Origin of the sequence: Pantoea sp. KPR_PJ, assembly GCF_041386365.1 — a bacterium.
In the GTDB taxonomy this organism is placed as follows: domain Bacteria; phylum Pseudomonadota; class Gammaproteobacteria; order Enterobacterales; family Enterobacteriaceae; genus Pantoea.
In genome coordinates this window covers 1-26,498 of record NZ_JABMIK010000004.1, presented here as the reverse complement: position 1 = coordinate 26,498, position 26,498 = coordinate 1, and the positions used below count along the sequence as shown (strand labels likewise).

Sequence of the window (26,498 nt, the reverse complement as noted above, 5' to 3'; positions counted from 1 at the left end):
GGCCGGGTGCGTTTGGCACCGCCACAGATCTTCGCAGCACTTTCTGTTATGCTTGCGGCGCTTTGCTAACAAGAGGCTTCATGTTGTCTATGTCAGGTTGGCGTAAACTTTATTATAAATTGTTGAATTTACCACTCTCTGTTCTGGTAAAAAGTAAGGCCATTCCGGCCGATCCCGTTTCCGAACATGGACTTGATCCCACGCGGCCGATTATGTACGTGCTGCCATACGATTCCAAGGCGGATTTAATGACGCTGCGCCAGCAGTGTCTCAAACATAATTTGCCCGATCCGCTTGTTCCGCTGGAAATTGACGGCGCGCTGCTGCCACGCCATGTGTTTATTCACGATGGGCCACGCGTGTTTCCCTATTTCGTGCCAAACACGGAATCGGTAAAAATTTTCCATGAGTATCTGGATCTGCATCGCAACAATCCAAATCTGGATATCCAGATGCTGCCGGTATCGGTGATGTTTGGGCGTGCTCCGGGCCGTGAGGTTCAGGGCAACGATGCCCCGCACCTGCGCGAACTGAACGGCGTAGAGAAGTTTTTCGCCACGCTCTGGAACGGTCGCGACAGCTTTGTACGTTTTTCCCCCACGGTCTCACTGCGCTGGATGGCCACGCAGCACGGCACCGATAAATCTATTGCGCAGAAGCTGGCACGTGTGGCACGCATACACTTTGCTCGCCAGCGTCTGGCCGCCATCGGCCCGCGTCTGCCGGCGCGGCAGGATCTTTTCAACAAGCTGTTGCAGTCCAAAGCGATTGAGAAGGCCGTAGAAGAGGAAGCGCGCAGCAAGAAGGTTTCTCACGAGAAAGCGCAGCAGAACGCCGTCGAGATGATGGAAGAGATTGCGGCTGACTTCTCCTATGAGGCGATCCGCATTACTGACCGCGTCATGGGCTGGCTGTGGAGCCGCCTCTATCAGGGCATCAACGTCAACGGCGGCGAACGCGTGCGCCAGCTGGCGGAAGATGGCCATGAAATTGTTTATGTGCCCTGCCATCGCAGCCACATGGACTACCTGCTGCTCTCCTATGTGCTTTATCACCAGGGGCTGGTGCCGCCGCATATCGCTGCGGGCATCAACCTGAACTTCTGGCCAGCCGGCCCGATTTTCCGTCGCCTGGGCGCATTCTTTATCCGACGCACCTTTAAGGGCAATAAGCTCTACGCGACTGTTTTCCGCGAATACCTTGGCGAGCTGTTCAGCCGGGGCTACTCCGTTGAATATTTCGTAGAGGGTGGGCGCTCACGTACTGGTCGCCTGCTTGACCCCAAAACCGGCACGCTGGCAATGACGCTTCAGGCGATGCTGCGCGGCGGTAACCGCCCCATTACGCTGGTGCCGATTTACATCGGCTATGAGCATGTGATGGAAGTGGGTACTTACGCCAAAGAGCTGCGCGGCGCAGCAAAAGAGAAAGAAGGCTTTATGCAGATGGTGCGCGGCCTGCGCAAGCTGCGTAACCTTGGTCAGGGCTACGTAAACTTCGGTGAACCGCTGCCGCTGGTGAACTACCTGAATAAGCAGGTACCCGAATGGCGTGATGCCATCGATCCCATTGAGCCGCAGCGCCCCAGCTGGCTAACGCCCACGGTCAACGATATTGCGGCGCGTGTGATGGTGCGCATCAACGAAGCGGGCGCGGCTAACGCGATGAACCTGTGCGTAACGGCACTGCTCGCCTCCCGTCAGCGCTCACTAACCCGCGAACAGCTGATTGAGCAGCTGGAGTGCTATACCGAGCTGCTGCGTAACGTGCCCTACTCGCCCGAATCGACGGTTCCGCCGCTTTCAGCGGAAGAGCTGCTGAATCATGCGATGAGCATGAACAAGTTCGAGACCGAGCAGGACAATATTGGCGACATCATCATTCTGCCGCGCGAGCAGGCGGTGCTGATGACCTATTATCGCAACAACATTCACCACATGCTGGTGATGCCGTCGCTGATTGCCGCCATTATTCAGCAGCATCCGAACCTGAGTGAAGCCGAACTGCTGCGTCAGGTCCGGCTGATCTACCCCATGCTGAAAAGCGAGCTCTTCCTGCGCTGGGAGAGCGACGCGCTGCCGGCCTTGCTGAATGCGCTGTGTCAGGAGCTGGCGCGCCAGGGCCTGATCACTCTTCAGGATGGACAGCTGCGTCATACTGCCGCCCGCTACCGTACCTTACAGCTGCTGGCTGCGGGCATTCGCGAGACGCTGCAACGCTTCGCCATTACCTTCTCTATTCTAAGCGCCAGGCCGACCATCAACCGCGGCACGCTGGAGAAAGAGAGTCGGATGCTGGCTCAGCGTCTGTCGGTGCTGCACGGCATTAACGCGCCGGAGTTCTTTGATAAGGCGGTGTTTACGACGCTGGTGCTGACGCTACGTACTGAAGGCTATATTAGCGATACCGGTGATGCCGACGTTGAGCGCACTCACGCCACCTGGCTTATTCTGGCAGATCTGATTACCAGCGATGTGCGGCTGACGATTGAGAGCGCGGTGGCGCACGAATAATTCCTGCAGGTGAAAAAGTAAAGGGCGACAGAAATGTCGCCCTTTTTAATGTTTAAAACAGCTGGTTAAACGGCGGTGTGTTTAACAGTACGCCGACAAAAATCACCAGCCCCACATAATTGTTGTTCAGGAAACCCTGAAAACAGGCCGCGCGCTCACGCTGAACAATCAGCTTTTGCTGGTAGACAAACAGCGCAGCGGCAGCCAGAAGCGCCCAGTAAAACAGCGCGTTAAGCTGCATTAACGCTCCCGCCAGCGCCAGCAGACCCAGCGTCGCCAGCTGCAGCAGGCCAATTATCAACTTGTCGTAGCGGCCAAAGAGAATAGCGGTAGATTTGATGCCTATTTTCAGGTCGTCATCACGATCGACCATGGCGTACTGCGTATCATAAGCCACGGTCCAGCAAACGTTCGCCAGGAATACCAGCCAGCATTCAACTGGTAAGGACTCACTAACTGCTGCCCAGGCCATCGGAATCGCCCAGCCGAACGCCGCGCCTAATACCACCTGTGGCAGGTGGGTATAGCGCTTCATAAAGGGATAGGACCAGGCGAGTGCCAGTCCGCCCAGCGAAAGGAGAATGGTCATCAGGTTCATGGTCAACACCAGCGCAAACGCCAGCAGCCCTAACCCCGCAAACAGGAGCTTCGCCTCTTTCTCGCTGACTGCGCCGCTGGGCAACGGGCGGCCTGCGGTGCGCTTAACGAAGCCGTCAACCTTGCGATCGGCAAAGTCGTTAATCACACAGCCCGCCGCACGCATGACAAACACACCAGCCACAAACACGACCAGCACCGATAGCGGCGGCACCCCCATCCCGGATAGCCACAGCGCCCACAGCGTTGGCCAGAGCAGCAACAGCGTGCCGATAGGTTTATCAATACGCATCAGGCGGCTATAGGCCTGAAACTTGCTCATCTGTACGCTTTTTTCCACGTTTCATCGTCCTCAGGCCAGGTCGCGATAAAGCGGCGAGGCGGGTAAAAATAGTTCAGTCAACAGCAGCGGTTTCCCGGATAAGCGCAGGCGCGAGCGGCGGCCCCACAGCGCACCAACGCTGCCAGGCTCGATAAAATCGCGGCTCAGGGTAGAAGAGGAAAAGAGGTAGCGGCCAAGCGGGCGAGTGCCCAGCTGTTGCAGCATCTGCTCCGGGCCATTAAGCGTACTCTCTGGCACCAGCGTGCGACCAATCAGCCAGGGTTCATCGTCACCGCACAGTACGATTTCTCGCAGCCAGAAGCGCGCATCGTCCGGTAGCAGCGCCCTTTCGTCGGTGAGCTCATCGGCCTCAATAAATTCTTCGCGCATCGGCCGCACCGTTACCTGCCGACAGTGCTGCTCGAAGCGGCGCGTCATGGAGTCCTCCTCCATCAGCCAGTCCAGCAGCGGCGCGGTCAGCGTTGCATGCGTGGATGGCAGCCAGTTGAGCGCGCGTAATAAGCTGAGCGCCTCTTGCGACATTTCACCACTCCCGTCAATTTTGAGGGCAACAGTGTAGCGCAGAGGCGCGGCGGGCACACCTGGCGGCGACTATTCGCGTTTCAGACGGTTACTGTTCGCCAGCCACAGCGTCACCACCAGAATCAGGATAGCGCCAGAATAGCAGAGCGTATCGAAAGGGTTTTTATGGTCGACGATGATCAGCCGGATAATCGCCGTAATGCCGATATAGACAAAATAGCGCAGAGGAAAATGATAGCCGGACTGGAAATATTTCACGATTAGCGCGATAAATTCGAAGTAGAGGAAATAGATAACAATCCCCTCGATCAGCAGATAGGAGGAGGCCTGTTCGCCCGTGTTCAGCAACACGTTAGCAAGATGCAGCGTCTCTTTGCCGAGGAAGACGGCCAGAATGACGGCCAGTGCCAGCAGTCCCAGGTTAAGCACCCACTGTAGTACCACTGCAATGTACTGACCGCCGGTGGATTTTGCGTTCATGATTAGCCTTTTTGTCACTCACAGAAATGACTTTGCATCATGCTTCAATGTGACGTAAATCACAATATAGCACTAAGGATGGCCACCAACAGTAGTACGCAAAAGCCCAAACCGGGCGCGTTTTATTTCTACCGCCGTGAGCGGACTGAACTACAGTTAACAGGTCAGCAGTGCGCCATGTCGCTTAAAACTCAGGAAAAAACGTGCCCTGACCGACTATTCCTTTTACAGCGTGCGCGCTCCGTCAGGCTGGCATGCTGCGGCTTTTTGGCCTGACGGTGATGGAGCTACATGCCGTGTTAACCCTGCTTAATCTTCTTTCTGCCGTTGCCCTGCTGGTGTGGGGAACACATATTGTGCGCTCCGGCATTATGCGCGTCTTCGGGGCCGATCTGCGCCGCGTTCTCAGCCGCAGTATTGAACGAAAACCGATGGCGTTTCTGGCCGGTATTGGCGTAACAACGCTGGTGCAGAGCAGCAATGCTACCACCCTGCTGGCCACCTCCTTTGTGGCGCAAAATTTGATGGGTCTGACTCCCGCGCTGGTGGTGGTACTGGGTGCCGATGTCGGTACCGCGATCATGGCGCGCATCCTGACCTTTGACCTCTCCTGGCTGTCACCGCTGTTTATCTTTTTCGGCGTGATCTTTTTTCTGTCGCGCAAGCAGACGCGCGTCGGGCAAATGGGCCGCGCCAGCATCGGGCTTGGTCTGATCCTGCTGGCGTTGCAGCTGATCGTCAGCGCTGCCCGGCCGATTACCCAGGCCTCGGGCGTGCAGGTCCTCTTCTCCAGCCTGACCGGTGATATTCTGCTGGATGCGCTTATCGGCGCGGTATTTGCCATTATCAGCTACTCCAGCCTGGCGGCCGTGCTGATTACCGCTACGCTGACCGCGGCAGGCGTCATCTCTTTTAAAGTGGCACTTTGCCTGGTGATCGGCGCTAATCTTGGCAGTGGCCTGCTGGCTATGCTGAACGCCAGCGGTTCCAATGCCGCAGGCAAGCGCGTGGCGCTCGGTAGCCTGCTGTTCAAGCTGCTGGGATCGCTGGCGGTGCTGCCCTTTATAAATCTGCTGGCCCCCTGGCTTGATAAGCTGCCAGTTAACGATGAAGAGCTGGTGATCTTCTTTCACGTCTTCTACAACCTCATCCGCTGTTTGATTATGGTGCCGTTCGCCGACCCGATGGCGCGCCTTTGCACTCGCCTGATCCGCGATGATGCCGAAGCGGAAATGACGCTGAAACCCCGCCATCTGGATCGCAGCGCGCTGGATACGCCAGCGCTGGCGCTGGTGAACGCCGCGCGTGAGGCACTGCGTATTGGCGACGTGCTGGAGCTGATGCTGGAAGCGTTCAGTAAAGTGGTGCATGGCGAGGTGCGCGAAGAGCGCACGGTGAGGCGGCTGGACGATGACGTGGACGTGCTCTACACCGCTATCAAACTCTATCTGGCGCGTATGCCCAAAGACGATTTATCGGAGGAAGATTCGCGCCGCTGGGGCGAAATTATTGAGATGTCGCTTAACCTGGAGCAGGCCGGCGATATTATTGAACGCATGAGTGGTGACGTAGCGGATAAGTCGTTAACGCCGCGTCGGGCCTTCTCGCCTGAAGGGTTAAAAGAGCTGGAGACGCTGCATGAACAGCTGCTGGCGAATTTACGCCTGAGCCTCTCGGTATTTTTATCGCGCGATATCACCAGCGCCAAACGGCTGCGCCGTGCTAAACATCGCTTCCGCATCCTGATCCGCCGCTTCTCCCATTCGCATGTTGAGCGCCTGCATCAGCAGAATGTGCAGAGTATTGAAACCAGTTCGCTGCATCTGGGACTGCTGGGTGATATGAAACGCCTTAATTCCCTTTTATGCAGCGTGGCGTATACGGTGCTGGAGCAGCCAGACGACGAACGGGATTATGAATAAAACAGGGGCCGAAGCCCCTGAGTGGTTACTTCTTCTTGATCGGTTTGCCGGACCAGTACCCCGCCAGCAGCGAACCGGAAAGGTTGTGCCATACCGAGAAGAGCGCGCCCGGCAGCGCGGCCAGCGGCGAAAAGTAGAGTTTACCCAGCGTAGCCGCCAGGCCGGAGTTTTGCATCCCGACTTCCAGTGCCAGCGTGCGGCAGGTCGATTCATCAAAGCCAAACAACTTGCCACCCCAGTAACCGCCCAGCAGGCCGATAGCGTTGTGCAGGATGACCGCACCAATGACTACCAGTCCTACCGAGCCGATAAAGCCCTGGCTGCCCGCCACCACCGCGCTGATGATCAGCAGAATACAGATCATGGAAAACGCGGGCAGCCAGGGCTCCACGCGGCGCACCAGACCGTTAAGGCTGTGATGGACGATCAGTCCGAGGCCAATGGGGATCGCTACGATCTTCACAATACTGAGCAGCATCCCGACCACGTCGACCTGAATATGCGTATCAACATAAAAGCGCGTCAGCAGCGGCGTGGCAAAGACACCCACCAGCGCCGAAACGGAGGAGATGGTGACGGACAGCGCCACATCACCTTTGGCCAGATAGATCATTACGTTTGAGGCGGTGCCGCTGGCCACGCTGCCGACCAGGATCATCCCTGCCGAGAGATCGGGCGGCATATGGAACAGCTTCGCCAGGGCCCAGGCGGCCAGCGGCATCACCAGATAATGCAGAAAAGTTCCGGCGATGACCGGCGCAGGCCGCACCAGTACACGTTTGAAATCGTCAATGTTCAGCGTTACCCCCATGCCAAACATAATCAGCATCAGCAGCCAGGTGACCCACGGGCCAATGCCGAGAAAGGTGCCGGGAGAGTACCAGGCGGCAACAGAGAGCAGCACGGCCCAGAGCGGGAACAGCCGGGTTAATTTGGCGAGCATAGCCAGACTTCCTTCTTTGTATGTTGTGTTTTTTCGCGGTTTTGCCACAGAGAGACGCGACGCAGGAACGAGTGCGTCAGCGGCGCGAGATCATAACATTTCGTTATCGCAAGGTGAGGTCAGTGGGAAAAATGGGGATCGACTGCTGCCGATCCGCCAGAACAGACTGGAAATACGCTGCTTTAGACGCTAAAAAGCGGTCGATCGCACCAGCCGGATCCGATCCGGCCGGGCAAATCTTTACTCGAACAGATTTTTATGTAGCGCGCGCACTACGCCTTCCGCGTCTTCACCGGGCACCAGGAAGCAGAGGTTATAGCTGCTGGCACCGTAGCAGATCAGGCGCAGGTTGAAAGGCTCAAGCGTGCCGAAGACCTCTTTGCCCACACCGCGCGCCCGGGAAAGGTTGTTGCCTATCAGCGCCACCAGCGCGAGGTTCTCTTCCACCTCTACGCGACACAGCGACGACAGCTCCGTCAGCAGCGCCTGGGTCAGCAGACTGTCGCCGGTCGAGGTTGAGCCGGTAGTGTCGAGGGTCAGCGCTACGCTCACTTCCGAGGTGGTAATCAGATCGACCGAGATATTGTGGCGCGCAAGGATAGTGAACACCTCAACGAGAAAACCGCGCGAGTGCAGCATATTCAGGCTGTGCAGCGTCAGCAGCGTCTGTCGACGACGCAACGCCAGTGCGCGGAACAACGGCGGGTTAGCCGTTTCACGGTGGACACGAGTGCCGCCCGCCGCCGGATCTTTGCTGGAGCCGACAAACACCGGGATGTCGCTGCGCACCGCAGGCAGCAGCGTCGCCGGATGCAGCACCTTGGCACCGAAAATCGCCATCTCGGTCGCTTCTTCAAAGGTGATGTCATCAATGCGTTTTGCAGAGGGCACGACGCGTGGATCGGTAGTATAGATACCTGCCACGTCAGTCCAGATATCCACGCGCGCTGCCTTCAGCGCCTCGCCCAGCAGCGCAGCAGTATAGTCGCTGCCACCGCGGCCCAGCGTGGTGGTGCGTCCCTTGTGCTCGCTGCCGATAAAGCCCTGGGTAATCACCAGCGACTGTGCGAGACGCGGCTGCAACAGAGCAGCAGCCTGCTCAGCGAGCGTGGCAATTTCAGGCTCGGCGCGGCCAAAACGATCGTTGGTGCGCATAACTTTACGCACGTCAAACCACTCCGCATCGACCTGGCGCTCACGCAGGATTTCGACAAACAGCAGCGTCGACATCAGCTCACCGTGGCTGACCAGCTCGTCAGTCAGGGCGTTAGAGGTTGCCAGCGAAGCGGCATCAGACAGCATGGTGATGTTTTCGAGCATGCGGTCGATTTCGTCACGGATCACGGCTGGATTTTGCAGCCGCTCGACGATGGCATACTGGATGCGGCGGATCTCGTCCAGCAGATAAGCGCGCTGCGCCTGCTCCTGGCCTTCAGCCAGCGAAACCAGCAGGTTGGTGACGCCCGCTGAAGCAGAGAGCACAACCAGGCGAGTATGGGGGTTGGTGAGCACCACGTCGGCGCTGCGGTTCATAGCATCGAAATCGGCAACGCTGGTACCGCCAAATTTCGCCACAATCAGAGTTTGAGACATTTACGACCTCGTGTCAGGTTATCTTCTCCCGCGTGTATGGGACGGAAGACATTGTATCAGCCTTGGCACAAGGGAAGAGCAGAATTGGGCAGACAAGCTCAGGAGACGAGTCACCCAGAAGCACTTCACCTTGCGAAGCGCCCGACTGTGGACGCCTCTGGTGACAACCCAGGGGATTCAGCCCCTGCAGCCGACAGGCAACACTCCGTGTGTTGACCACCTCGGCGTCGCTCCCCCTGATGTGTTATCCCCGGATACGGTTCCTCCAACACACTGCCTGGGCGACGCGCCTCTTCTGGCTTGCGCACGGATGCGCAAGTAGCCGCATAAAAATAGCGGGTCATAAGGTTGCTGTCTACGTCTGTCTGCGGGTCAGTGCATGCGCCCTTAAGGTTAAGTGGCCGCGTACACCCCTCTTTATTCTGATGCGGCACAAAGCAGAAAGGCGAAACTGGCGGCACAATAGAGATCGCCTAATCTGAAAATCACCGCCGCTGTCGCCCCGCCACCACGCGGATTCTGCTGCCTGGGCGTCTGACGGCGACAAAATTTTTCCTTTCATTGGGCACAGTTGTCATACTGAAACGCTATGCGGGTGTGATTGCCCACGATGGAATGAACGTTTTTAAATCAACAAGAGTGTTGCCATGAAAAATATCAATCCGACACAAACCGCAGCCTGGAAAGCGCTGCAACAGCATTTTGAACAGATGAAATCGGTAGAGATTGCCGAGCTGTTCGCTCAGGATGCCGATCGTTTTGCTAAATTCTCTGCCACCTTTGATGACCAGATGCTGGTGGATTTTTCTAAAAACCGCATCACCCAGGAAACGCTGGACAAGCTGCAGGCGCTGGCGAAAGAGACCGATCTGAGTGGCGCAATCAAGTCGATGTTCTCTGGTGAGAAGATCAACCGCACTGAAGATCGCGCGGTACTGCACGTCGCATTGCGTAACCGCAGCAATACGCCGATTCTGGTTGATGGCAAAGATGTGATGCCAGAAGTGAACGCGGTGCTGGAGAAGATGAAGCATTTCTCTGAGCGCATTATCGGCGGCGAGTGGAAAGGCTATACCGGCAAAGCGATCACTGACGTGGTGAATATCGGCATCGGCGGTTCAGATCTGGGTCCGTTTATGGTGACGGAAGCGCTGCGCCCCTATAAGAACCACCTGAATATGCACTTCGTCTCCAACGTGGACGGCACGCATATTGCGGAAACCCTGAAAGATCTCAGCCCGGAAACCACGCTGTTCCTGGTGGCGTCAAAAACCTTCACCACGCAGGAAACCATGACTAACGCCCACAGCGCGCGCGACTGGTTCCTGAAAGCCGCTGGCGACCAGCAGCACGTAGCGAAACACTTCGCTGCGCTGTCGACCAATGCGAAAGCGGTGGGCGAATTCGGCATCGATACCGCCAATATGTTTGAGTTCTGGGACTGGGTCGGCGGCCGCTACTCGCTCTGGTCCGCTATCGGCCTGTCGATTATCCTCTCTATCGGCTTCAACAACTTCGAGCAGCTGCTGAGCGGCGCGCACGCGATGGATAAGCACTTCTCCACCACGCCGGCCGAGCAGAACCTGCCGGTGCTGCTGGCGCTGATCGGCATCTGGTACAACAACTTCTTCGGTGCCGAAACCGAAGCGATTCTGCCTTACGACCAGTACATGCATCGCTTTGCGGCCTACTTCCAGCAGGGCAACATGGAATCCAACGGTAAATATGTCGATCGCGACGGCAATCCGGTGGATTACCAGACCGGCCCGATTATCTGGGGTGAGCCGGGTACTAACGGCCAGCACGCGTTTTATCAGCTGATCCACCAGGGAACCAAACTGGTGCCGTGCGACTTTATCGCGCCAGCAATTACCCATAACGCCCTGGCGGATCATCATCAGAAGCTGCTCTCCAATTTCTTTGCCCAGACCGAAGCGCTGGCGTTCGGCAAATCACGTGAGGTGGTCGAGAAAGAGTTTACCGATGCCGGTAAGTCTGCCGACGACGTGGCGCATATTGTCCCGTTCAAGGTGTTTGAAGGTAACCGACCAACCAACTCAATCCTGCTGCGTGAAATCACCCCTTACAGCCTCGGTGCGCTGATTGCGCTTTACGAGCATAAGATTTTCACTCAGGGTGCCATTCTGAATATTTTCACCTTCGACCAGTGGGGCGTGGAATTAGGTAAGCAGCTGGCTAACCGCATTTTACCCGAGCTGGAAAACAGTGCGGAAATTACCAGCCACGACAGCTCCACCAATGGCTTAATTAACCGCTACAAATCCTGGCGTTAATTTTCCTCTTTTTCTCTGAGACGGCCCTCCTCGGGCCGTCTTTTTTATTGCTGCCAGGCTGGATATAACGGTTTTGATGGCGTGAATATGCTCAACCCTGAAGGGATAATTCTTAAATTAAGCTGCGATTGCTCTGAATAAGCGGCTAATAAACGCGCAGCACTCTAATTAAAACCGGCCCTTATTCTCCTCGGCATCTTTCCTTTTCTATTGATTTGTAAGCACAATCCACTTTTCGTCTGATGCGGAAAATCTGATAATCTCTGTTTCGTGCCATAAATTAATAAAAAAGCTAATTACACTTTGCATTTAATTTTAAACCAGACAGATGCACTGACCTTCATTACATATTCCCGAATAAAAAGGGGTTAACGCTGTTTACCTCCCTTCTTGCTCGAAATCACCTGCTATTTTTAGGCGCTTTTTCCTGCGCTGAACTCTGGTAATTTGTTGCCCTATACTGAACGCGCCCGTAACGGGTACATCCTTCATTCATTCAATGCAGGACAAGCTGTATGAAAAAAATCCTGGTTGCCGGAGCAGCCGTACTATACGTCGCAGCACAATCCGTAGCCTTTGCCGCTCCGGAAGAAGCCGGAGCAGCAGCGGGCGCGCAGGCGGGAGCAATCTCCGCAGGCACCTCGACCGCGGCAGGCATCGGTGCGCTGGGCGCGTTAGTCGGTGTCGGCATCGCTGCCTCTGGCGGTGGTGACGGTGCAAATACCGGTACAACAACCACGACCACAACGAGTACCACTCGTTGATGTAGCACCTTTAAACATAACCACACTTCCGTGTGGTTATTTTTTGCTTCGGCATTTTTTACAGGGACACACAGTGCGCCAACTTCCTTTATTGCTGGCTTGTCTGCTAGTGCAGGCCTGCACGCAGACGCAAAAAGGGCTGGAACAGACCGTCATGATGGCGGTCTCCGGCCCCGACGACGTGACAAAAACAAACCAGCAGATCGCCGATCTGCCTTACGCCAGCCTCTACGCCCGCATTAACGACGGGCCACAGATTTTTGTGGTGCTCGGCTACAACGAAAATGGCCAGCAGAAGTGGATTACCCGGGATAACGCCATGCTGGTGACACAGCACGGCCGCCTGGTGAAAACCCTTGGCCTGCCAGACAATCTGCAGCAGGTCAGCAATCTGCCACAGGATCCGCTGGCTGACGCGCTGCATCTGCGCGACGGTGCTGACTGGACGCGCATCGTACAGTGGACCGAACAGGGCAAAACGCGCGCCGCCACGGTAAGCTCACGCTTTGTTCGCGGTACGGATGAGGTAGTGACGCTGGCAGGTCGCCGCGTCGCCTGTCGCGTCTGGCATGAGCAGGCACGCATTGAGGCCACCGGCCGCACCTGGGAAAACACCTTCTGGATCGATAACAGCAGCGGTGATGTGGTGCAGGCGCACCAGATGCTGGCTGCCGATGCCTTCCCTGTTGCCACCACCCTTCTGAAGCCGGCGAAATCATGAAAAATACTCTCTCAATGCTGGCCGCATTTATGCTGGCTGGCAGCAGCGCCGCGTGGGCGGCGGGTCAGGTTACCGTTCATACCGCTCGGGGCAGCGTAACGATCGACGAAGTGCAGGATCTGGCGCAGCTGGTCACCCAGCCGGCGCTTATCGACACCGTCTGGTGGCGCGGCGCAGCGATCGCTGAACGGGGTGCCAGTGCGGTAGCAGCGCAGCAACAGCAAAAAACCCTGGCCGATCTGCATGTCTGGCAGTCGCAGAGCCGTGGCGAACGTGCCGCCGCCGTTGCGGAAGTCGCGCGCCAGCTCAGCGCCGTCAAGGTCACAGGCCGCCAGTTTGTTTCACTCGATCCTGACTGGATTCGACTGCATCCCGACGCCAGTCGCCGCCTGCAGGGCAGCTATGACCTCTGGCTGCCGCCGCAGTCTGACAGCGTCTGGCTGATGGGCGCGCTGCACGGTGCAGGTAAGGTGAGCTGGCAGCCTGGAGAGACGGTTCGCGGCTATCTGGCGGGCCATGCGGCTCTCTCCGGTGCGGAAAACAGCTACGTCACGCTTATCTCGCCAGAGGGCAAGACGCAGCGCGTGCCGGTGGCCTACTGGAACTATCGCCACGTTGAGGTCGTTCCCGGCAGCATTATCTGGCTGGGCTTTTCCTCCTGGAGCCTGCCTGACGGGCAGGACGATCTCAACCAGCGCATGATTTCCATACTGACTCACCGGGTGCCAGAGTAATGAATAAACAACTGCTTTTCAGCCTGCTGGCTGTTTCCGTGGCGACTGCCTGTCAGGCACAGGCCGAGACCTTTCCCGATCCGGTGGGCCCATCGCAGTCTGACTTCGGTGGGGTTGGCCTGTTGCAGGTGCCGACCGCACGTATGGCGCGTGAGGGCGAATTCAGCCTTAACTTCCGCGATAACGACCAGTATCGTTACTACTCTGCCTCCATGCAGCTGCTGCCCTGGCTGGAAACCACGGTGCGCTACACCGACGTGCGCACCCGCCGCTATAGCGCCGTGGACAGCTTCAGCGGCAATCAGAGCTATAAAGACAAGGCATTCGACCTGAAAATTGGTCTGCTCAAAGAGAGCTACTGGCTGCCAGAAGTGGCGCTTGGCTCGCGCGATCTCGGCGGCACTGGCCTCTTCGACAGCGAATATCTGGTAGCCAGTAAAGCCTGGGGGCCTTTTGACTTTACGCTGGGCCTCGGCTGGGGCTATCTCGGCAACAGCGGCACGGTTAAAAACCCCTTCTGCTCCTACAGCGACAGCTACTGTCAGCGTCCCGGCGTCGGTGAGGCTGGCTCCATTAACGGCTCGCAAATGTTCCACGGCCCGTCCGCGCTGTTTGGCGGCGTTGAGTATCAGACACCGTGGCAACCGCTGCGCCTCAAGCTGGAGTATGAAGGTAACGATTATCAGGATGATTTCGCCGGCAGGCTGGAGCAGCGTAGCAAAGTGAACGTTGGCGCAATTTATCGCGTGACCGACTGGGCCGATATCAATGCCAGCTACGAGCGCGGCAATACCTTTATGTTTGGCGTGACGGTACGCACCAACTTTAACGATCTGCGCCAGACGCATATCGACAGCGCCAGACCTGACTATCGTCCGCATCCACAGGAGCGGATGCTGGAGCCAACGGTCGTCGCCAGCCAGCTGACCGATCTGAAATATAACGCCGGGCTGAGCGGGCCACGCATCCAGACGCGCGGCCATACGCTCTACGTTTCGGGTGAGCAGACCAAATATCGCGACACGCGTGAAGGGGTCGATCGCGCGAATCGCATAATGATGAACAATCTGCCGGCCGGTATTGAGACGATTAACGTCACTGAATCGCGCTTCAATATGCCGCAGGTGACCACAAGCACTGACGTCAGCAGCCTGCGCAATGCGCTGACAGGCTATCCGCTTGGTCATGAGCAACCGCTGCGCCAGACGCGAGAAAATCCGGTTGATGTGGGTGAGACAGAGCAAGGATTCTTTATTCGTAAAGAGCGGCTTAGCTACAGCCTGTCGCCGGTGCTGAACCAGTCGGTTGGCGGCCCGGAAAGCTTTTACATGTATCAGGTCGGGGTAATGGGTAACCTGGACTACTGGCTAACGGATCATCTGCTGGTGGGGGGCAGTTTGTTCGGCAACCTCGCCAATAACTACGACAAGTTTAACTACAACGGCGCGCCTTCTGATTCAACGCTGCCGCGCGTGCGCACCCATATTCGCGACTACGTTGAGAACAATGTTTACGTTAACGATTTGCAGGCCAACTACATGGGCTACCTCGGCAACGGCTTTTACGGCCAGATGTACGGCGGGTATCTGGAAACCATGTATGGCGGCGTCGGTGGCGAGCTGCTCTATCGCCCGATCGACAGCAACTGGGCGCTGGGGGTGGATGCCAACTATGTGCGCCAGCGTGACTGGGACAACATGATGCAGTTCACGCGCTATAAAGCGCCGACCGGTCATGTTACCGCCTACTGGCGTCCGTGGTTTATGCAGGATCTGCTGGTGAAAACCAGCGTTGGACAATATCTGGCGAAGGATAAAGGCGTGACGGTGGACGTGTCTAAGCGCTTCGATAGCGGCGTGATGGTCGGTGTCTATGCCACAAAGACGGACGTATCGTCAGAAGAGTATGGTGAAGGCGAGTTTACCAAGGGTTTCTACATTTCGATTCCAATGGATCTCTTTACCGTGACGCCAACGCGCGGCCGTGCGCAGGTGAACTGGGTGCCACTGACGCGTGACGGCGGGCAGATGCTGGGACGCAAATACCAGCTTTACGACCTGACGTCCGATCGCGACGCGCGCTTTAATTAAGCAGACAGACGGCACCGCAGCGTCACTGCGGCGCATGACAGCACCGAAGAGAGCAGCGGCCCGCGCCAGGATCGGCGCGGGCCAGCCGGACACAGCGTCCTTGAACGACTTGCCCTCAGCGCTGGTTACTCGCTTCGGGCACGCGTTTTAGTCTGCGTCATAGCCCAGACTGGGTGCCAGCCAGCGCTCTACTTCACTGACCGTCATGCCTTTACGCGCCGCGTAATCCTCCACCTGGTCACGCTGGATCTGCGCCACGGCAAAGTAGCGACTATCGGGATGGCTAAAATACCAGCCTGATACCGACGCGCCCGGCCACATGGCGAAAGACTCGGTGAGTTTCATGCCTGTGTGGGTTTCCACATCCAGCAGCTGCCAGATGACCGCTTTCTCCGTATGTTCCGGACAGGCCGGATAGCCCGGCGCGGGACGAATGCCCTGGTAATTTTCGCGGATCAGCTCGTCATTGCTCAGATTCTCATGGGCGGCAAAGCCCCAGATCACCTTACGCACCCGCTCGTGCAGATACTCAGCGAAAGCTTCAGCCAGACGATCTGCTACCGCCTTCACCATGATTTTGCTGTAGTCATCATGCTGCGCATCATACGCCTCGGCCAGCGCGTCCTCCTCCAGCCCGCCGGTAACGGCAAACGCTCCCAGATAGTCCGCTTTACCGCTCGCTTTCGGCGCAACATAGTCTGCCAGGCAGTAGTTGGGATAATCTGTTTTTTCGGTCTGCTGGCGTAGATGATGGCTGACGGCTATCACTTCACGGCGACTCTCATCGCGGTAAACCTCAATATCGTCACCGACGCGGTTGGCCGGGAAGATGCCAACCACACCGCGCGGCGTCAGCCTGTGTTGCGCGCTGAGCCTGTCCAGCATGGCGCTGGCATCGGCAAACAGGCGCTTCGCCTCTTCACCCACCACCTCATCCTGGAGTATGCGCGGGTACTTGCCCGCCAGCGACCAGGTCATAAAGAAGGGCGTCCAGTCGATATAGTTGCGCAGCGTCTCGATGCTGGCGGAGACCTCACTGACGCCGAGACGATGCGCCACCGGCGGCGTATAGCTTTCCCAGTCGATGCTGACGGCGTTGTCGCGCGCGGCCTGTAGCGTGACCGGCGGCGTGCGCGGTTTCTTGCGTGCATGCTGGATACGCACGGTGTCATACTCTTTGCGCGTGCGCGCGACAAATGCCTCTTTTAGCGCTGGCGACAGCAGAGAGGAAACTACGCCCACGGTGCGCGAGGCATTCTGCACATAAACCGTCGGGCCGCTGTAGTTCTGCTCAATCTTGACGGCGGTGTGTGCCTTAGAGGTAGTGGCACCGCCAATCAGCAGCGGCAGCGTAAAGCCCTGGCGTTCCATCTCCCTGGCAACGTTGACCATCTCATCCAGTGACGGGGTAATCAGGCCCGACAGCCCGATAATGTCCGCCTGCTGTTCAATGGCCGTTTTCAGGATCTTGTCGCTCGGTACCATCACGCCGAGATCGATAATTTCGTAGTTGTTGCACTGCAATACCACGCCGACAATGTTCTTGCCGATATCATGAACGTCACCTTTCACCGTCGCCAGCACGATCTTGCCATTACTGCGGCCTGCCTCTTTGCTGGCCTGAATGTAAGGTTCAAGGTAGGCCACCGCCTGCTTCATCACGCGTGCCGATTTGACCACCTGCGGCAGAAACATTTTTCCTTCGCCAAACAGATCCCCCACCACGTTCATACCCGCCATCAGCGGCCCTTCGATCACCTCAATCGGGCGTGCCGACGCCTGGCGCGCCTCTTCGGTATCCTGCTCAATAAATTCGGTGATGCCTTTAACCAGCGAATATTCCAGACGCTTCACCACGTCCCAGCTGCGCCACTCCGCCTGCTGCCTGTCTTCCGTGCCGTCGCCCTTGCTGGCGCGATATTTTTCCGCCAGTGCCAGCAGGCGCTCAGTGCCGTCAGCGCGGCGATTAAGGATGACATCTTCAACCGCATCGCGCAGTTCGGCTGGCAAATCGTCATAAATCGCCAGCTGACCGGCGTTGACGATGCCCATATCCATGCCGTTACGAATGGCATAGTAGAGGAACACGGCATGAATCGCTTCGCGTACCGGATCGTTGCCGCGGAAAGAGAAGGAAACGTTGGAGACGCCGCCGGAGATCATCGCGTACGGCAGCTCGCGCTTGATGTCCTCGCACGCGCCGATAAAGTCCATGGCGTAATTGTTGTGCTCGTCGATGCCGGTGGCAACCGCAAAGATATTCGGGTCAAAGATAATATCTTCCGGCGGAAAACCGACCTGCTCTGTAAGAATTTTATAGGCACGGCGGCAGATTTCGATTTTGCGCGCGCGCGTATCGGCCTGGCCAGCTTCATCAAATGCCATCACCACCATCGCTGCGCCGTAACGCCGCACCAGCCGTGCGTGGTGGATAAAGGTCGCCTCGCCCTCTTTCATTGAAATCGAGTTAACAATGCCTTTGCCCTGAATGCACTGTAGCCCCTTCTCGATGACCTCCCACTTTGAGGAATCGATCATGATCGGCACGCGGGCGATATCTGGCTCACCGGCAATCAGGTTAAGGAACCGCACCATCGCCGCTTCGGCGTCAAGCATTCCCTCATCCATATTGATGTCGATAACCTGCGCACCGTTCTGCACCTGCTGTAGCGCCACTTCCAGCGCGTCGCTGTACTTCTCTTCTTTAATCAGCCGCTTAAACTTTGCCGATCCGGTGACGTTGGTGCGCTCACCGACGTTAACAAACAGTGTGTCGCCGCTGATGTTGAGTGGCTCCAGGCCAGAAAGACGGCAGGCAACCGGCAGGTCTGGCCGCTTGCGCGGCGCAACGCCTGCAACGCTGTCCGCCATCGCTCTGATGTGCTGCGGCGTGGTACCACAGCAGCCGCCGATGATATTCAGGAAACCGGCGCGCGCCCATTCACCAATCTGCTCTGCCATCACGTCGGCATCCAGATCGTATTCACCGAAGGCGTTAGGCAAACCGGCGTTAGGGTGGGCAGTCACGTAGCATTCGGCAATACGCGACATTTCCGCCACGTACTGGCGCAGTTCATCCGGGCCAAGCGCGCAGTTGAGGCCAAACGAGAGCGGTTCGGCGTGGCGCAGTGAGTTATAGAAGGCTTCCGTTGTCTGGCCGGAGAGCGTGCGCCCAGAGGCATCAGTAATGGTGCCGGAGATCATCAGCGGCAGACTGACGCCCATCGCCTCCATCTCGCTCTGCACGGCGAAGATCGCGGCTTTAGCGTTCAGCGTATCAAACACCGTTTCAATCATGATCAGGTCTGCGCCCCCCTCCACCAGCGCCCGCGTCGATTCGCGATACGCGTCCACCAGCTGGTTAAAGGTGACGTTGCGGTAGGCAGGATCGTTGACGTCTGGCGAAATCGAACAGGTGCGGTTGGTCGGACCAAGCACGCCTGCAACATAGCGCGGACGATCGGGCGTTTTCGCCGTCCATTCATCGCAGCAGGCGCGCGCCAGCCGGGCGGCCTCAAGGTTAATCTCCGCCGACAGCGCTTCCATCTGGTAGTCCGCCATCGCGATGGTGGTGGCGTTAAAGGTGTTGGTTTCAATAATATCTGCGCCCGCCTCCAGATAGGCGAGATGGATCGCGCGGATCACCTCCGGCTTGCTCAACACCAGCAGATCGTTGTTGCCTTTGAGATCGCAGGGCCAGTTGCTGAAACGGCTGCCGCGAAAATCCTGCTCGTCCAGTTTATAGCTCTGGATCATGGTGCCCATGCCACCGTCCAGCACCATGATGCGTTGCGCGAGCTGCTGATGCAGCGCTTCGATTCTGTTGCTCACTGTTGCCTCGTTGACGTCAGTCTGCTGGCTAAGATGCCTGCTCGTCATACTGGCACAACTTTTCCAGGGGAAAAAGCCGCAGCAGGTGAGACATTTTCAGACCGCGCGTCTGACAGCTCCGACCAGAACATGCAGGTTTGCAAATTGCGCAATTACCCTGAAAATGATTTCCACTTTGTGTAAGGAGATCCTCTATGGTGACGCCCGTTCCCGCTAAACGCGGCAAGAAACCGCGGGGTACCCCCGCCTCTGCCCCGGCCAGCGGCCAGGTACAGTCTCTGCAACGCGGCCTGCATCTGCTGGAGCTGATTGCCGACTCCCACGGCAGCGTGGCGCTGACCGAACTGGCGCAGCAGGCAGGACTGCCTAACTCCACTACGCACCGTTTGCTGACGACCATGCAGCAGCAGGGCTTTGTGCACCAGACCGGCGATCTGGGCCTGTGGACCATCGGCGCACACGCTTTTGTCGTCGGCAGCAGCTTTTTGCAGAGCCGAAATCTGCTGGCACTGGTGCATCCTGTGCTGCGCAAGCTAATGGAGGCCTCGGGTGAAACGGTGAACCTGGCCGTGCTGGATCTCAGCGACTACCAGGCGGTAATTATTGACCAGGTGCAGTGCACCCAGCTGATGCGCATGTCGGCACCGATTGGCGGCAAGCTGCCGATGCACGCCTCAGGCGCGGGCAAAGCTTTCCTGGCGCACCTGAGCGACGAGCAGGTCACCGCGCTGCTGCATCAGAAAGGTCTGCACCACTACACGCCTAATACGCTGATGTCGCCACAGAGTCTGAAGGCTAACCTGGCCCAGGTGCGTAAAGGCGGTTTTGCCTTTGATGATGAAGAGCATGCGCTTGGACTGCGCTGCGTTGCCGCGCCAGTCTATGATGAACACGGCGAGCCCTTTGCTGCACTGTCGATTTCTGGCCCGATCGCCCGTATGACGGACGACCGCATTACCGAACTGGGGGCGCTGGTGATCCGTGAGGCGCGTCAGGTCACGCTGGCCTTCAGTGGTCGCTAAGCCAGTTCGCGGGCGTAGCGCACGCTAAAGCACTGCGACTGACGCCAGGCGATCACCTCTTCCACGTGCCCCTGCCGGATGCGCTGCTGCTGTGCACGCCACCAGCCCGGCTCGAACAGCTCAGGGTGTAGCTGTTGTAGCAGCGCGCCGGTCGCCGCTTCGCAGCACAGCGCATAGCGAAACGTTTCAGGAAAAACATCGTCGGGGCCGACGCTGTACCAGGGCTCGGCGCCCAGTTCATCCTCCTCGTAGCGCGCCCGCGGTACGTCACGAAAGTGCAGCTCGTCCATTGCCCGGATTTCATCATAGTCATAAAACACTACGCGCCCGTGCCGCGTCATGCCGAAGTTTTTAAACAGCATATCGCCCGGAAAAATATTGGCCGCCGCCAGCTGCTTAATCGCATTGCCATACTCCTCAATGGCGTGCCGACGCTCCTGTTCGTTTGCCTGAGCCAGATAGAGATTGAGCGGCTGCATGCGCCGCTCCAGCCACAGATGGCGCACAATCAGGCGGTCTCCCCTGATCTCTATCTTTGAAGCGATGCTGGCATGAAACTCTGCCATCAGCGCAGGAGAAATACGCGCCAGCGGCAGCGTAAACTGCTCAAACTCCAGCGTGTCCGCCATACGTCCGACGCGGTCATGCTCTTTAACCTGCTGATAACAGGCACGTACCTGCGCCTCCGTCACCTCTTTCTGCGGCGCAAAGCGATCGCGGATCACCTTAAAGACGCAATCGAAGCCCGGCAGCGTAAACACCAGCATCACCATGCCACGCACGCCAGGCGCGATGTCGAATGGCGCGTCGCTGTGCGCCAGCGCATGCAGATAGTCACGATAGCTTTCGGTTTTGCCGTGCTTCTGGCAGCCGATTGCCATATAGCGTTCGGCAAGCGTTTTACCTGGCAGAATCGGCTGTAGCCATGCCACCAGCGCGGCCGGTACGGGGGCGTAAACCATGAAGTAGGCGCGGGCGAAGCCAAATACGATGCTGGCATCGTTCACCTCGGTGAGACAGGTATCGATCCACAGCTCCCCCTGCGCGGTTCGCTGAATGGGTAACAGGCAGGGAAGAATGGCGTGCGGCAGATGCAGGCGGGCCACGATCCACGCGGTTTTATTACGGAAAAAAAGTTCGCAGGCCACTTCCAGCCAGCCGTCATCCAGCCTGAACTGCTGTTGCAGATGGCGCAGGATATAGCTGGCGTCGCGTGCGCGATCCTGCCAGGGCAGCGTCAGCGTGGTATCACGTAGCACCTGTTCCAGCATCGCCTGCCAGCCATGCTGTGGCTGATAGCCACGCGCCAGCGGGCGTGCAGGCAGCGGGCTGCCCTGTCGGGTTAAGAAGATAAACAGCCGCTGCGGTTGCAGGTGGGCATGGCCATGCAGACGACAGTAGACAGAATTAAAAAAACTCTCAGCGATGTCTGCGCGAGGATAGTCCGGCAGCAGCGCTTCATAATCCTGTTTGACCTGCTGCCAGAACGCATCATCCCAGTGCGCCGCGTCGTTGAGTATCTGCAGCTGATCCACCACCAGCGTAACGTGGCTGTCGTAAAGGTGGATACGGGTTTTCATCGCCTGTTGTACTGCCTGCCAGTCAGCCTGTTCAAAGCGCTGCTGCGCGCCTGCGGTAATATCAAGGAAGCGACCATACTGGGCGTCAAAGCCTTGCAGAATGGTATGGGCAATTAAGGATTCGCGTGGTGGCACAGGTCTCTCCTCAACAAGCCCGCCCGATCGCGTCGGGCGGCAAATCTGACACCGCTTAAAACTGATGCTGTTCGGTCGAACCGGTCAGGGCCGTTACTGACGAGTGGCCGCCCTGAATCAGCGTGGTGACACGATCGAAATAGCCCGTGCCGACTTCCTGCTGATGCGCGGAGAAGCTATAGCCCTTCTCGCGCGCGGCAAATTCCGGCTGCTGCACTTTCTCAACGTAGTGGCGCATCCCTTCACCCTGGGCATAGGCGTGCGCCAGGTCGAACATGTTGAACCACATGCTGTGAATGCCCGCCAGCGTAATGAACTGGAAGCGATAGCCCATCTCGCTCAGCGCCTGCTGGAATCCTGCAATGGCATGGTCGTCGAGATTTTTTTTCCAGTTGAATGAGGGCGAGCAGTTATAGGCTAACAGCTTGCCGGGATAGCGCGCGTGAATAGCCGTGGCAAAACGTTGTGCCAGTGCCAGATCCGGCGTCGACGTTTCGCACCAGAGCACATCAGCGTAAGGCGCATAGGCCAGACCACGGCTGATGGCCTGTTCAATACCGGCGTGCGTGCGGAAAAAGCCCTCCGCCGTGCGATCGCCCTGGATAAAGGGCCGGTCATATTCGTCACAGTCGGCGGTAATCAGATCGGCGGCATCGGCATCGGTGCGCGCCAGAAGAATGGTCGGTACCCCCATGACGTCTGCCGCCAGCCGCGCAGCAACCAGTTTCTGTATCGCTTCCTGTGTCGGCACCAGCACCTTGCCGCCCATGTGACCGCACTTCTTCACTGCCGCCAGCTGATCTTCAAAATGCACGGCGGCGGCCCCTGCACTGATCATCGACTTCATTAACTCAAAGGCGTTAAGCACGCCGCCAAATCCCGCTTCGGCATCAGCGACAACTGGCAGGAAATAGTCAATGTAGTCTTCCTCGCCTGGCTCCGCGCCATTGGCCCACTGGATCTGATCGGCACGCTGGAAGGTCTGATTGATGCGCTGTACGACGTCAGGCACCGAGTTCACCGGATAGAGCGACTGATCGGGATACATCTGCCCGGCAAGATTGGCATCTGCCGCCACCTGCCAGCCGGAAAGATAGATCGCCTCAATGCCCGCTTTCGCCTGCTGCAGCGCCTGACCGCCGGTCAGTGCGCCAAGGCTGTTAACATAGCCTTTGCGCGCCGCGCCGTTAAGCAGCGACCAGAGTTTTTCTGCGCCGCGCTGTGCCAGCGTGCAGGCCGGATTCACCGAGCCTCGCAGGTTTATTACCTCTTCAGCGCTGTAGGGACGCGTGATGCCTTCCCAGCGCGCTGTGCGCCAGGTTTGTTCAAGCTGCTGGATCTGTTGGGTACGAGTCATGGCAACGGCTCCTGTTTCAGGGGATCAGGCGATAGCCCGGCAGGGTAAGGAATGACACCAGTTCATCTTCAGTGGTGATATGCGCCATCAGCTGCGCCGCGTCGTCGTAACGCGCATCGTTGAGCTGACGTCGCTCTTCATCCAGCATGTGCAGGACGCTTTCAGCGGTGACGGGGCGACCATCGCTCAGGGTTTGCTGATGGTGGATCCACTGCCAGATAGAGGTACGGGCAATTTCTGCGGTGGCGGCGTCCTCCATCAGGCCATCAATCGGCACACAGCCGTTGCCCGTGAGCCAGGCCTCCAGATAACGCAGCGCGACGCGAATATTGGCACGCATCCCGGCTTCGGTACGCTCGCCCGGGCAGGGTGTCAGCAGCTGCTCAGCCTCAATGGGAGGATCGTCTTCACGCCGCACATCGAGCTGGTTCTGGCGCTCGCCCAGCGCGGCGTTGAAGACCGCCATGGCCGTCTCAGCCAGGCCCGGATGGGCAATCCAGGTGCCGTCATGACCGTTATCAGCCTCCCGTTGTTTATCTTCACGCACGCGCTGCAACACCCATTCGTTGCGCGCCGCGTCTTTAGCCGGAATCAGCGCCGACATACCGCCCATAGCGAACGCGCCACGACGATGGCAGGTTTTCACCAGCAGCCGTGAGTAGGCGTCAAGGAACGGCTGGGCCATGGTGATAGCATGCCGATCGGGCAGGATGCGATCGCCATGCTGGCGCAGCGTTTTGATGTAGCTGAAGATATAATCCCAGCGGCCACAGTTGAGGCCGACTATGTGGTCGCGCAGATTCCACAGGATCTCATCCATCTGGAAGACCGCGGGCAGGGTTTCAATCAGCACTGTGGCTTTAATGGTGCCGCGCGGCAAATCGAAGCGATCTTCGGTAAAACTGAAAATTTCACGCCACCATGCCACTTCCTGCCCGCTTTCACTTTTCGGCAGGTAGAAATAAGGTCCGCTTCCTTTGCTGAGCAGGGGGGTGGCGTTGTGGAAAAAGTAGAGCGCGAAATCAAATAACCCGCCAGGAATCGCACTGCCCTGCCACAACACATGTTTTTCGTCGAGATGCAGACCGCGCACGCGACACATCAGCACCGCAGGGTCGGCGCGAAGCTGATAGATTTTGCCGGTTTCGCTGGTAAAACTCAGCGTGCCGCGCACCGCTTCCCGCAGGGTTTGCTGCCCTTCAATCAGCTTATCCCACTGTGGCGTCAGTGAATCTTCAAAGTCCGCCATAAATACTTTTACGCTGGCATTTAAGGCGTTAATCACCATCTTGCGATCCGGCGGCCCGGTAATTTCTACCCGTCGATCCAGCAGGTCATCAGGTATTCGACCAATACGCCACTCGCTCTCACGAATGGAAACTGTTTCCACATCGAAATGTGGAAGCTGGCCTGCATCATAGTGCTGCTGCCGCTGTTGCCGGAGAGCGAGCAGCCTTTGACGCTCAGCGGAAAAATGCCTGACCAGATCGCAGAGAAAAGCCTGTGCTTCTGGCGTGAGCAGCTGCCTGTCCATGCCAGACAGGGGTTGCGTAAAGGTAAGATCGCTATGAATAAGGGTATCAGTCATGCGGGATCGCTCCTGTCGCCGATCGGATCGTCTGGATGCGATCCGGTTTTAGGATGTTTTTTGAGCTACAGGATCAGAGCATAATCCCTCCATTTATAAAATCAAAAACTATTTCCATTTTTGATTCATAATTCGCTTAATTAGATGATTAACCTGAGATTAAATTTACTCATTCACCAGGAAAGCATTTCGGGAAAATAACAGGCATAAAAAAACCGTGACAGCTTTGCCGCTGACACGGTAAGGACAAACGAGGAAAGGACCTTATTCGAGCGTTGGATTCATGTGACGCAGATCGAATGGCGTGATCTGATAGACGTAGTAGTTTAACCAGTTTGAGAACAACAGGTTGCCATGACTGCGCCAGGTAGCGCGTGGTGGCAGTTCAGGGTTGTCCTGCGGAAAATAGTTAAAGGGAACCTCGGGAGCCAGACCCGCATCGTAGTCACGGTGGTACTCGCCCGACAGCGTCAGCGCATCATATTCAGGATGGCCAGTAACAAATACCAGACGCTTGTCCTTGCTCGCCATCAGATAGGCACCGGTTTGTTCAGACTCAGCGAAAAGCTCCAGATCGGTATAGTCCCTGATCAGCTGTGCAGGAAAATCGGCATAGCGTGAGTGCGGCGCAAGAAAGTTATCATCGAAGCCGCGCGTCAGCAGCGCATGCGGGTGCAGGATTTGATGCGCATAAACGCCCGACAGCTTGCTCTGCCGCGTCTGTTTAGGAATACCATAGAGAATGTTAAGTGCTGCCTGCACTGCCCAACAGACAAACAGCGTTGAGGTAACATGCTCTTTTGCCCAGTGCAGCACACGCTGGATCTGTGGCCAGTAAGCTACATCGTTAAAATCGACCAGGCCAAGCGGTGCACCGGTGACAATAAGGCCGTCAAAGTTATCGTGCTGAATATCGTCAAAGTTGCAGTAAAAGTTGTTCAGGTGCTCTACAGGTGTATTGCGTGACTCGCGACTGTCAATGCGCAACAGCTGAATATCGATCTGCAAAGGTGAGTTGGAAAGCAAACGCAGAAACTGGTTTTCTGTCTCAATCTTTTTTGGCATCAAATTGAGAATCAATACTTTTAACGGACGGATTTCCTGAACACTGGCACGCGATGAGGTCATGACAAAAACATTTTCATTGCGTAAGAAATTTACTGCCGGTAATTCGTCGGGAACCCTGATTGGCATGTGCGACTTTCCTCTCAACAACCGTATATACGTTTAGACATCCAGACAGCCAACATTACCCTGTCAGCATCATGTTGTCGAGTCTTCATGCGATTTATGAAAATCTTTCAGCTTAAACTGGCAAACAGCAGTGAGCGGGCGATAAATATCGACAAGATAATAAGGGCGGAAAGACGATTCCTGGAAAGGTTACCGGAGGCAAAACGCAAAAAGCCCTGACCGTGAGGTCAGGGCTGTCGCGTGTGGATGCCTGGCAGTTCCCTACTCTCGCATGG

At 57.1% G+C, this 26,498-nt stretch carries 18 protein-coding genes and 1 riboswitch; of the genes, 8 read left to right on the top strand and 10 right to left on the bottom strand.

The features are described from left to right. Positions 1–89: 89 nt before the first annotated feature. Entirely contained in the window at positions 90–2,513 is a 2,424-nt protein-coding gene (gene plsB / locus HP564_RS10635) for a glycerol-3-phosphate 1-O-acyltransferase PlsB (RefSeq protein WP_371243344.1), read from the top strand. A 52-nt stretch (positions 2,514–2,565) separates the two neighbouring features. On the opposite strand, the gene ubiA is transcribed toward plsB, so the two are convergent. From ubiA to psiE, 3 genes are all read right to left on the bottom strand, one after another. Beyond that, positions 2,566–3,432: a 4-hydroxybenzoate octaprenyltransferase gene (gene ubiA / locus HP564_RS10630; RefSeq protein WP_371242794.1), complete on the bottom strand. Its 867-nt coding sequence runs from the start codon at positions 3,430–3,432 to the stop codon at positions 2,566–2,568. Positions 3,433–3,462: 30 nt separating this feature from the next. Then, the gene (gene ubiC, locus HP564_RS10625; RefSeq protein ID WP_371242793.1) at positions 3,463–3,975 is read right to left on the bottom strand and encodes a chorismate lyase; all 513 of its coding nucleotides are present in this window, start codon (positions 3,973–3,975) and stop codon (positions 3,463–3,465) included. A 69-nt stretch (positions 3,976–4,044) separates the two neighbouring features. Then, positions 4,045–4,455 carry a phosphate-starvation-inducible protein PsiE gene (gene psiE / locus HP564_RS10620; protein ID WP_371242790.1) on the bottom strand — a complete coding sequence of 137 codons (411 nt, stop codon included), beginning with the start codon at positions 4,453–4,455 and terminating at the stop codon, positions 4,045–4,047. 296 nt (positions 4,456–4,751) lie between these two features. On the opposite strand from psiE, the gene HP564_RS10615 reads away from it, so the two are divergent. After that, positions 4,752–6,377, top strand: a complete 1,626-nt coding sequence (locus tag HP564_RS10615) for a Na/Pi cotransporter family protein (RefSeq protein WP_371243342.1) — start codon at positions 4,752–4,754, stop codon at positions 6,375–6,377. A gap of 25 nt (positions 6,378–6,402) precedes the next feature. Here the strand turns inward: HP564_RS10615 and panS are convergent, their stop codons facing one another. Both panS and lysC read right to left on the bottom strand, forming a co-directional pair. Further along, complete coding sequence (gene panS / locus HP564_RS10610) at positions 6,403–7,320, bottom strand: ketopantoate/pantoate/pantothenate transporter PanS (RefSeq protein WP_371242788.1); 918 nt, start codon at positions 7,318–7,320, stop codon at positions 6,403–6,405. A gap of 240 nt (positions 7,321–7,560) precedes the next feature. After that, positions 7,561–8,913: a lysine-sensitive aspartokinase 3 gene (gene lysC, locus HP564_RS10605; protein ID WP_371242786.1), complete on the bottom strand. Its 1,353-nt coding sequence runs from the start codon at positions 8,911–8,913 to the stop codon at positions 7,561–7,563. 110 nt (positions 8,914–9,023) lie between these two features. Then, a riboswitch (Lysine riboswitch) is annotated at positions 9,024–9,216 on the bottom strand. A gap of 344 nt (positions 9,217–9,560) precedes the next feature. Here lysC and pgi point away from each other — a divergent pair. From pgi to HP564_RS10580, 5 genes are all read left to right on the top strand, one after another. Further along, positions 9,561–11,207 (top strand): glucose-6-phosphate isomerase, encoded by a 1,647-nt coding sequence (gene pgi, locus HP564_RS10600; protein WP_371242784.1) that lies wholly within the window; start codon positions 9,561–9,563, stop codon positions 11,205–11,207. 515 nt (positions 11,208–11,722) lie between these two features. Beyond that, entirely contained in the window at positions 11,723–11,971 is a 249-nt protein-coding gene (yjbE, locus tag HP564_RS10595; RefSeq protein ID WP_371242782.1) for an exopolysaccharide production protein YjbE, read from the top strand. A 73-nt stretch (positions 11,972–12,044) separates the two neighbouring features. Beyond that, entirely contained in the window at positions 12,045–12,692 is a 648-nt protein-coding gene (locus HP564_RS10590) for a YjbF family lipoprotein (RefSeq protein ID WP_371242779.1), read from the top strand. Continuing rightward, a complete protein-coding gene (locus tag HP564_RS10585) occupies positions 12,689–13,426 on the top strand; it encodes a capsule biosynthesis GfcC family protein (RefSeq protein WP_371242777.1) in 738 nt (245 codons plus the stop codon). The genes HP564_RS10590 and HP564_RS10585 overlap by 4 nt, the downstream gene beginning before the upstream one ends. After that, complete coding sequence (locus HP564_RS10580) at positions 13,426–15,516, top strand: YjbH domain-containing protein (RefSeq protein ID WP_371242775.1); 2,091 nt, start codon at positions 13,426–13,428, stop codon at positions 15,514–15,516. Before HP564_RS10585 ends, HP564_RS10580 begins: the two co-directional genes overlap by 1 nt. Positions 15,517–15,663: 147 nt before the next feature. On the opposite strand, the gene metH is transcribed toward HP564_RS10580, so the two are convergent. Further along, positions 15,664–19,395 (bottom strand): methionine synthase, encoded by a 3,732-nt coding sequence (gene metH, locus HP564_RS10575; protein ID WP_371242773.1) that lies wholly within the window; start codon positions 19,393–19,395, stop codon positions 15,664–15,666. A 146-nt stretch (positions 19,396–19,541) separates the two neighbouring features. Here metH and iclR point away from each other — a divergent pair, with 146 nt between their 5' ends. After that, positions 19,542–20,369 carry a glyoxylate bypass operon transcriptional repressor IclR gene (gene iclR, locus HP564_RS10570; RefSeq protein WP_371242771.1) on the top strand — a complete coding sequence of 276 codons (828 nt, stop codon included), beginning with the start codon at positions 19,542–19,544 and terminating at the stop codon, positions 20,367–20,369. Here the strand turns inward: iclR and aceK are convergent. From aceK to metA, 4 genes are all read right to left on the bottom strand, one after another. Further along, positions 20,366–22,084 (bottom strand): bifunctional isocitrate dehydrogenase kinase/phosphatase, encoded by a 1,719-nt coding sequence (gene aceK, locus HP564_RS10565; RefSeq protein ID WP_371242769.1) that lies wholly within the window; start codon positions 22,082–22,084, stop codon positions 20,366–20,368. The two genes, iclR and aceK, sit on opposite strands and share 4 nt — an antisense overlap. A 55-nt stretch (positions 22,085–22,139) precedes the next feature. Continuing rightward, a complete protein-coding gene (aceA, locus tag HP564_RS10560; protein WP_371242767.1) occupies positions 22,140–23,441 on the bottom strand; it encodes an isocitrate lyase in 1,302 nt (433 codons plus the stop codon). A gap of 16 nt (positions 23,442–23,457) precedes the next feature. Beyond that, positions 23,458–25,029, bottom strand: a complete 1,572-nt coding sequence (gene aceB, locus HP564_RS10555) for a malate synthase A (RefSeq protein WP_371242765.1) — start codon at positions 25,027–25,029, stop codon at positions 23,458–23,460. Positions 25,030–25,293: 264 nt separating this feature from the next. Continuing rightward, positions 25,294–26,223 (bottom strand): homoserine O-succinyltransferase, encoded by a 930-nt coding sequence (gene metA, locus HP564_RS10550; protein WP_371242763.1) that lies wholly within the window; start codon positions 26,221–26,223, stop codon positions 25,294–25,296. Between the last annotated feature and the right edge of the window lie 275 nt (positions 26,224–26,498).